General features: G+C 71.4%; 11 protein-coding genes and 1 tRNA gene. 10 read left to right on the top strand and 2 right to left on the bottom strand.

The features are described 5' to 3' along the window. Positions 1-248 precede the first annotated feature (248 nt). The gene (locus B7L92_RS34415; RefSeq protein ID WP_004986236.1) at positions 249-545 is read left to right on the top strand and encodes a type II toxin-antitoxin system VapB family antitoxin; all 297 of its coding nucleotides are present in this window, start codon (positions 249-251) and stop codon (positions 543-545) included. 144 nt (positions 546-689) lie between these two features. Next, a complete protein-coding gene (locus B7L92_RS34410; RefSeq protein WP_081241161.1) occupies positions 690-1,301 on the top strand; it encodes a LytR C-terminal domain-containing protein in 612 nt (203 codons plus the stop codon). Between the two features lie 35 nt (positions 1,302-1,336). Here the strand turns inward: B7L92_RS34410 and upp are convergent, their stop codons facing one another. After that, positions 1,337-1,972 carry a uracil phosphoribosyltransferase gene (gene upp / locus B7L92_RS34405; protein WP_004986233.1) on the bottom strand — a complete coding sequence of 212 codons (636 nt, stop codon included), beginning with the start codon at positions 1,970-1,972 and terminating at the stop codon, positions 1,337-1,339. Positions 1,973-2,108: 136 nt separating this feature from the next. On the opposite strand from upp, the gene B7L92_RS34400 reads away from it, so the two are divergent. The 8 genes from B7L92_RS34400 (at position 2,109) to B7L92_RS34370 (ending at position 6,691) form a co-directional block, all read left to right on the top strand. Next, entirely contained in the window at positions 2,109-2,312 is a 204-nt protein-coding gene (locus B7L92_RS34400; RefSeq protein ID WP_081241160.1) for a hypothetical protein, read from the top strand. Positions 2,313-2,699: 387 nt separating this feature from the next. Further along, positions 2,700-3,236, top strand: coding sequence for a tRNA adenosine deaminase-associated protein (locus B7L92_RS34395; RefSeq protein WP_081241159.1), 537 nt, complete (start codon positions 2,700-2,702; stop codon positions 3,234-3,236). Positions 3,237-3,292: 56 nt separating this feature from the next. Next, entirely contained in the window at positions 3,293-3,724 is a 432-nt protein-coding gene (tadA, locus tag B7L92_RS34390) for a tRNA adenosine(34) deaminase TadA (RefSeq protein WP_255311264.1), read from the top strand. Positions 3,725-3,780: 56 nt separating this feature from the next. Beyond that, a tRNA-Ser gene (locus tag B7L92_RS34385) sits at positions 3,781-3,865 on the top strand. Positions 3,866-3,967: 102 nt separating this feature from the next. Next, positions 3,968-4,144 (top strand): hypothetical protein, encoded by a 177-nt coding sequence (locus tag B7L92_RS41245; protein ID WP_170102276.1) that lies wholly within the window; start codon positions 3,968-3,970, stop codon positions 4,142-4,144. Next, positions 4,144-4,437 (top strand): Dabb family protein, encoded by a 294-nt coding sequence (locus B7L92_RS34380; protein WP_081241157.1) that lies wholly within the window; start codon positions 4,144-4,146, stop codon positions 4,435-4,437. Before B7L92_RS41245 ends, B7L92_RS34380 begins: the two co-directional genes overlap by 1 nt. A 134-nt stretch (positions 4,438-4,571) precedes the next feature. Continuing rightward, positions 4,572-5,543, top strand: a complete 972-nt coding sequence (locus B7L92_RS34375) for an RNA polymerase sigma factor SigF (RefSeq protein ID WP_081241156.1) — start codon at positions 4,572-4,574, stop codon at positions 5,541-5,543. Positions 5,544-5,788: 245 nt separating this feature from the next. Further along, positions 5,789-6,691 (top strand): RNA polymerase sigma factor SigF, encoded by a 903-nt coding sequence (locus B7L92_RS34370; RefSeq protein ID WP_004986212.1) that lies wholly within the window; start codon positions 5,789-5,791, stop codon positions 6,689-6,691. Between the two features lie 111 nt (positions 6,692-6,802). On the opposite strand, the gene B7L92_RS34365 is transcribed toward B7L92_RS34370, so the two are convergent. After that, positions 6,803-6,997, bottom strand: a complete 195-nt coding sequence (locus tag B7L92_RS34365) for a hypothetical protein (protein ID WP_081241162.1) — start codon at positions 6,995-6,997, stop codon at positions 6,803-6,805. Between the last annotated feature and the right edge of the window lie 5 nt (positions 6,998-7,002).

Below are 7,002 nucleotides of genomic sequence, written 5' to 3'. Positions count from 1 at the left end.
GCGGTCCTCGGACCGCTGCGCGCGAAGGACTTCGGGTGCGCCGCGACGGGGGCCGAGGACGCCACCACCGCGTATCGGCGGGTACTGGCGGGCGGGCCGAGCGGTGGCGCGGGCCGAGCGGCAACGCGACCCGCGTCCGCCCGCCCGGGAGCCGTTTTCCGGTCCCTCCCGGTTCCGGGTGGTTTTTTCGGCGTCGTACTCCGTCGCCATGGCTGCGCCCGGAACGTCTCGACCGGTAGGCTTTCCGTGTGATCTTCAAGCGCATCGGAAACGGCCGGCCGTACCCCGACCACGGCCGGGAGAGCACCCGGCAGTGGGCGGACGTCGCGCCGCGCCCGGTCCGCCTCGATCAGCTCGTGACGACCAAGCAGCAGCTCGACCTCGAGACCCTCCTCGCCGAGGACTCGACCTTCTACGGCGACCTCTTCGCGCACGTCGTGAAGTGGCAGGGCGACCTGTACCTGGAGGACGGCCTGCACCGCGCGGTCCGGGCGGCGCTCCAGCAGCGGCAGGTGCTGCACGCCCGCGTCCTCGAGGTGGACTGACGCCGCTCCGGCACCCCACCGGCACCCCGTCGCGGCCGGTTTGCCCCTTTCGGGTCAGACTGCACACAGTCGGATGATCACCCGGTAGGCATTGCTGCCCGGGCGCACTACGCTGCGCCCATGAGCATGCTCACTCCTCCCGGCATGGGCGGCCAGTACCGGATCACGGGTGACAAGTACCCGCGGATGCGCCGACCCCGGCGACACGGCAGGCTCGTCGTCCTGACCGTCGCCTCGGTCGCCGTGCTCGGTGGGGCCGGCTGGGGCACGCTGCAGCTCATCGACGTGTTCACCGGCGGCGGCGACTCCGCCTCCACCGGCAGGACCAAGGCGGCCTGCGCCGTCAGGGCGACCCCCGCGGCCGCCCCGAGGGCCCTTCCCGAGCCCGGCACGATCACGGTCAACGTCCTCAACGCCACGACCCGCAGCGGTCTCGCCCAGAAGACCGCCGACGAGCTGGAGAAGCGCGGCTTCAAGATCGGCGAGGTCGCCAACGCGCCCGAGGAGTACGACAAGAAGGTCGAGGGCACCGGAGTCCTGCTCGGGCCCGCCTCCGCCCTCGACACCTCGCTGCCAGTGCTCGGCGCCCAGCTCGCCGGCGCCGAACGGCGCACCGACGCCGCCCGCAAGGGGAACGAGATCGACCTCGTCATCGGCGACGACTTCCGGAGCCTGACGCGGAAGGCGGACGCCGACCGGGCGCTGGCCGCACTGACCGAGCCCGAACCGGCGCCCACCCCGAAGAAGAACTGCTGAACGGCGGCGGGGGACGGCCCCGCCGCCGGACCGGCCTATTCGGCCGCGCCGTACATCCGGTCCCCGGCGTCGCCCAGGCCCGGCACGATGTAGCCCTGCTCGTCGAGGCGCTCGTCGACCGACGCCGTCACGACCGTCACCGGGGTGCCGGCCAGATCGCGCTCCATGACCTCGACGCCCTCCGGCGCGGCCAGCAGCACCACGGCGGTCACGTCGTCCGCGCCGCGCTCGATCAGCTCCCGGATCGCCGCGACCAGCGTGCCGCCGGTGGCGAGCATCGGGTCCAGGACGTACACCTGACGGCCGGAGAGGTCCTCCGGCATCCGGGTGGTGTACGTGGAGGCCTGCAGCGTCTCCTCGTTGCGGATCATGCCGAGGAAGCCCACCTCGGCGGTCGGCAGCAGCCGGACCATGCCGTCCAGCATGCCGAGGCCGGCCCGCAGGATCGGCACCACCAGCGGGCGCGGGTGGGACAGCTTCACTCCCGTGGTGCGCGCCACCGGCGTCTGGATGTCGACCTGCTCGGTGCGCACGTCACGCGTGGCCTCGTAGGCGAGCAGGGTGACCAGCTCGTCGGCCAGACGGCGGAAGGTCGCGGAGTCGGTGCGCTGGTCGCGCAGCGTGGTGAGCTTGTGGGCGACCAGGGGGTGGTCGACGACGTGGAGACGCATGTCCCCCACACTAACCGGGCCCAGGAGGCCCATTGTCCCCGCGTACGGCAAGCCGCGGGGCCCGCCGTCACTCGTTCGCTGGCGTCAAACCGCCCGTCCGGGGAAGGTGGGAGGGACGGACTGGGGTGGTGAACCGATGCCTGAGCAGGAGTACCGAGACGACCCGTCGCCGCGTGGAACGCCCGGCCCGGCCGAGACGGAGAGCGAGCGACGGCGGCGGCGCGCCCGGTTCCTGCGCGAGCTCGCCGAGGCCCGTGCCCTGCGCGACCGGGTCCAGCCGCGCCGCGCCAAGGCGGCCCGGCTGCGCCACGCGATGCGCATGCGGACCTTCCGCTGGTAGGCGGCACCCCGGGTGAACGCCGTACCGGCGGCCCGTACCGGCGGCCCGTACCGGGCCGACCCGTCGGCGGTGCGGACCGCGTGGACGGCGCGTGTGCGGGAAGATCGTGGCGCACCCGCGTGTTTCCCGAAGTGGCCGCGCGGGGACCGCGGGTAAAGGCGCGTACGATCCGCACGTGGCGGTGACGAGAGTGCCGGTGGTTCCTTCGCGGGCGCACTCGGCGACCCGAGATCGAAACTGCCGGACACAGGGAGCCGAAGACGTCCCCTGACAGCCTTGTTTCTGCCACGATTCCGAGTGGGTGGGGCTCTTAGGAGCACTCCCCGCCCACAGCCTCCGCCGGGGGGACCCCCAACCGGCACGCCTATGACCAGTGGGAGAGTCACGGTGTACTTCGCCGCACTGCTCGCGCGCACCGAAGACGGGTGGGAAGCGAGCGACACGGAACTCGACGATGTGGAAACCCTGTCGGATCTGGCCGACCTGGCCCGGGAAGCCTCTCCCGACGAGGACACGGTGCTCGTGCTGATCGAGCAGGAGAACGGCTGGTTCGGCGTCGTCCGCGTGGACGGCGAGGAGGACCCCCGGATCTACGTCTCCGACGCCGCCGCGGCCTCCCGCAGCAGCTACGGCGAGATCCTGCTCACCGACGAGCTGCTGGGCCGCGAGCCCGGGAACGACGGCACCGACCTGGACGCCCTGGACCTCGACGGCACCGAGGACGGTGAACCCGACGACGGGGACGCCGACGAGGGCGCGGTCACCGGCTCCGGCGACGCCGTGCCGCACGGGCCGGTCGGTGACCCGCAGGTCCTGGAGGACCTGGGCGTGAGCGAGAAGGAGCTGCGCGCGATGACCGAGGACGCCCTCGGCGAGATCGCCGAGGCCCTGGGCGCCTCCGAGGTCCTGGAGACCGTCCGCTGACCGTGCAGACCACACCGGGGCCGCCGGACCCGGTACGCGACCCCTGGCGGCCCGCGATGCGACTCGCCCTGGACGAGGCCGAACGGGCCGTCCGGGGCGGGGACGTCCCCGTCGGGGCCGTCGTCCTGGCCCCGGACGGCACCACCGTGCTGGCCCGCGGCCACAACGAACGCGAGGCCGCCGGCGACCCCACGGCGCACGCCGAGGTGCTCGCCGTCCGGCGGGCCGCCGCGGAGCTCGGGGAGTGGCGGCTGGCGGGCTGCACCCTGGTGGTGACGCTGGAGCCGTGCACGATGTGCGCGGGCGCGATCCAGCAGGCGCGGGTGGACCGGGTCGTCTACGGCGCGCGCGACGAGAAGGCGGGCGCGGCCGGCTCCCTCTGGGACCTCCTGCGCGACCGGCGGCTCAACCACCGGCCCGAGGTGGTCGAGGGCGTGCTCGCCGAGGAGTGCGCCCGGCTGCTCACGGAGTTCTTCCGCGAGCGGTGAACACCGACTGAACACCGATTTCGGAGCACGACCCACCTTGCTGTAAGGTCTCCCTCGGTAGCGTGTCCGAGCGGCCGAAGGAGCTCGCCTCGAAAGCGAGTGTGGCGCAAGTCACCGAGGGTTCAAATCCCTCCGCTACCGCTCCTGAAGGGCCCCGTCGTCAGACGGGGCCCTTCGTGCGATCATGGGCCCGCTCGATGCGCGTGCGACACCGGTGCACGTCAGTGACAGGGGAGGGCCGCGGTGGCGGTGAACGCGAAGAAGATCGCCGTCTTTGTCCTCGTGGTCTTCGCGCTGTACGTGATCATCACGGATCCGGCCAAGGCGGCCGACTACGTCCAGATAGGGTTCGAGGGCATCTCGGACGCCGCGAAGGCCATCGGCGACTTCATGACCTGGCTCGCCAACGGAGGAAAGTGATGATCCGCCATCTGGTGCTCTTCCGGCTGAACGAGGGCGTCGAGCGGGACGACCCGAGGGTCGTGAAGGGCGTGGAGGCCTTCCGGTCGCTCGAGGGCAGGATCCCGGAGATCCTCTTCTGGGAGTGCGCCTGGAACGTCAGCGACCGCCCCATCGCCTACGACTTCGCCATCAACTCGGCGTTCGAGGACGCCCAGGCCCTGCACCGGTACGTGGAGCACCCGGAGCACCGGGCGGGCGTCGCCCTGTGGCGCGAGTTCGCCACGTGGGTGATCGCCGACTACGAATTCTGACGTTCCGCCTTCCGGAGCCCTCCGCCGTGACGGCGGAGGGCTCTCCTGCGTTCTGTGTCCATGATCGGACTCAACACGGAATATGCGGTGCTTGCACACATTGAGTCTGTCTTGTGATGCTATGACCGCTTTTGATGGATGAGTCGACGGACGAGTTGACGAGCGAGTTGACCGATGAAGAGGTGGCGTTGACCGTGTCGGCCAGTACTGCGCCGCCCCAGAACCAGGCGTCCGCCCAGGCCCCGACTCCGGCTTCATCCCCGGCTCGGTCACCGGATCCGGCACCGGACCCGGCTCCGGACCCGGCCACCGACCAGCACCCGGCCCCGGACCCGGCCAAGCGCCGCGGCGCCGACACCCGGGCCCTGACCCAGGTGCTCTTCGGCCAGCTCAAGGAGCTGGAGCCGGGCACCCCGGAGCACACCCGCGTGCGCGCGGCGCTCATCGAGGCCAACCTCCCCCTGGTGCGGTACGCCGCCGCCCGCTTCCGCTCCCGCAACGAGCCGATGGAGGACGTCGTCCAGGTCGGCACCATCGGGCTCATCAACGCCATCGACCGCTTCGACCCGGACCGGGGTGTGCAGTTCCCGACGTTCGCGATGCCGACGGTGGTCGGCGAGATCAAGCGGTACTTCCGCGACAACGTCCGCACCGTCCACGTACCGCGCCGGCTGCACGAACTGTGGGTGCAGGTCAACGGCGCGACCGAGGACCTGACGACCGCCTTCGGGCGCTCCCCGTCGACCGCGGAGATCGCCGAGCGGCTGCGCATCACCGAGGAGGACGTGCTGTCCTGCATCGAGGCCGGCCGCTCGTACCACGCCACCTCGCTGGAGGCCGCGCAGGAGGGCGACGGCATGCCGGGGCTGCTGGACCGGCTCGGCTACGAGGACCCCGCCCTGGACGGCGTCGAGCACCGCGACCTCGTCCGGCACCTGCTCGTCCAACTGCCCGAGAGGGAGCAGCGCATCCTGCTGCTGCGGTACTACAGCAACCTCACGCAGTCGCAGATCAGTGCGGAGCTCGGCGTCTCGCAGATGCACGTGTCCCGGCTACTGGCACGTAGCTTCCAAAGGTTGCGGTCCGCAAACAGGATCGACGCGTAACCTGTTCGAGCGAATCGCTCATCAGTGCTGTTCTGCGCGTTTCTGAGCCGAAAGGCCGTCAGACCCTCTGTTTACAGGGCCGATTCGCATCTCGGATGTCGACATGTCACTACAGCGCGTTGCCGACATGTGACATTCTGCGGGAAGCGCGTTTGCCGGAGCTCCGGCGCCGGTATTCAGGTGAAGGCTGCGTTCCTCAGACGGGAGCGTCGGCCGCGACCGTCCCGCGACCCAAAGGGGGTGGCATGTCCGCAGAACAGGGCAGCTCGAAGGTGCTCACGCTCGCGGAGAGCGACACGGCTCCCCATGCTCTCGACGCACTCGGCCCCATCGACGAGGGCCCGGCCCTCCCGGCCGCGCCCGCTCCGGACCTCCCGGACACGGCGGCCCTCGACACCCGCACCCTGTCCCGTTCCCTGTTCCTGCGGCTCGCCGTACTCGACGAGGACAGCCCGGAGCGCGTCTACGTCCGGGACACCCTGATCGAGCTCAACCTCCCGCTGGTGCGGTACGCGGCGGCCCGCTTCCGCTCCCGCAACGAGCCGATGGAGGACATCGTCCAGGTCGGCACCATCGGGCTGATCAAGGCGATCGACCGCTTCGACTGCGAACGGGGCGTGGAGTTCCCGACGTTCGCGATGCCGACGGTGGTCGGCGAGATCAAGCGGTTCTTCCGCGACACGTCGTGGTCGGTGCGGGTGCCGCGCCGGCTGCAGGAGCTGCGCCTGGCGCTGACGAAGACCAGCGACGAGCTCTCCCAGAAGCTGGACCGCTCCCCCACGGTCACCGAACTCGCCACCGCGCTGGGCGTGTCGGAGGAGGACGTGGTCGACGGCCTCGCGGTCGGCAACGCCTACACCGCCTCCTCGCTGGACTCCCCGGCACCCGAGGACGACGGCGGCGAGGGCTCGCTCGCGGACCGGCTCGGCTACGAGGACACGGCGCTGGAGGGGGTGGAGTACCGGGAGTCGCTCAAGCCCCTGCTGGCCAAGCTGCCGCCCCGGGAGCGGCGGATCATCATGCTGCGCTTCTTCGCCAACATGACCCAGTCGCAGATCGGCGAGGAGGTCGGCATCTCCCAGATGCACGTCTCCCGGCTGCTGACCCGGACCCTGGCCCAGCTGCGGGAGGGCCTCATCTCGGACTGAGGCACCGAAGGTCCGGACACGGCATCGGGCCGCCGGGGCGCCTCCTCGCGTGGGCGCAACGGCGGCCGTCGTGTGTCCGGTCGTTCCGGGCGGGGACCGCCCCGGCGCGGGTTACTTCAGCGCGAGCCAGGCCACCGCCGCGACGATCGCCACGGCGACGACGACGCCGACGATCAGACCGATCCGCGGCCCGCCGCTCGAGGCGGCGGCCTGCCGGCCCTGCGGGGCCTCGTCGACGAACGCGCGGAACATCTGGGTGCTGCCGGCGGGGTCGTGGTTGCCCTGCGGGCCCTGGGTGTTAGCCATGCCCC

The organism is Streptomyces viridosporus, assembly GCF_002078235.1.
Classification (GTDB): Bacteria; Actinomycetota; Actinomycetes; order Streptomycetales; family Streptomycetaceae; genus Streptomyces; species Streptomyces viridosporus.
The sequence above is the reverse complement of the archived record's forward strand: the minus strand, read 5'-3'. Positions and strand labels throughout refer to the sequence as shown.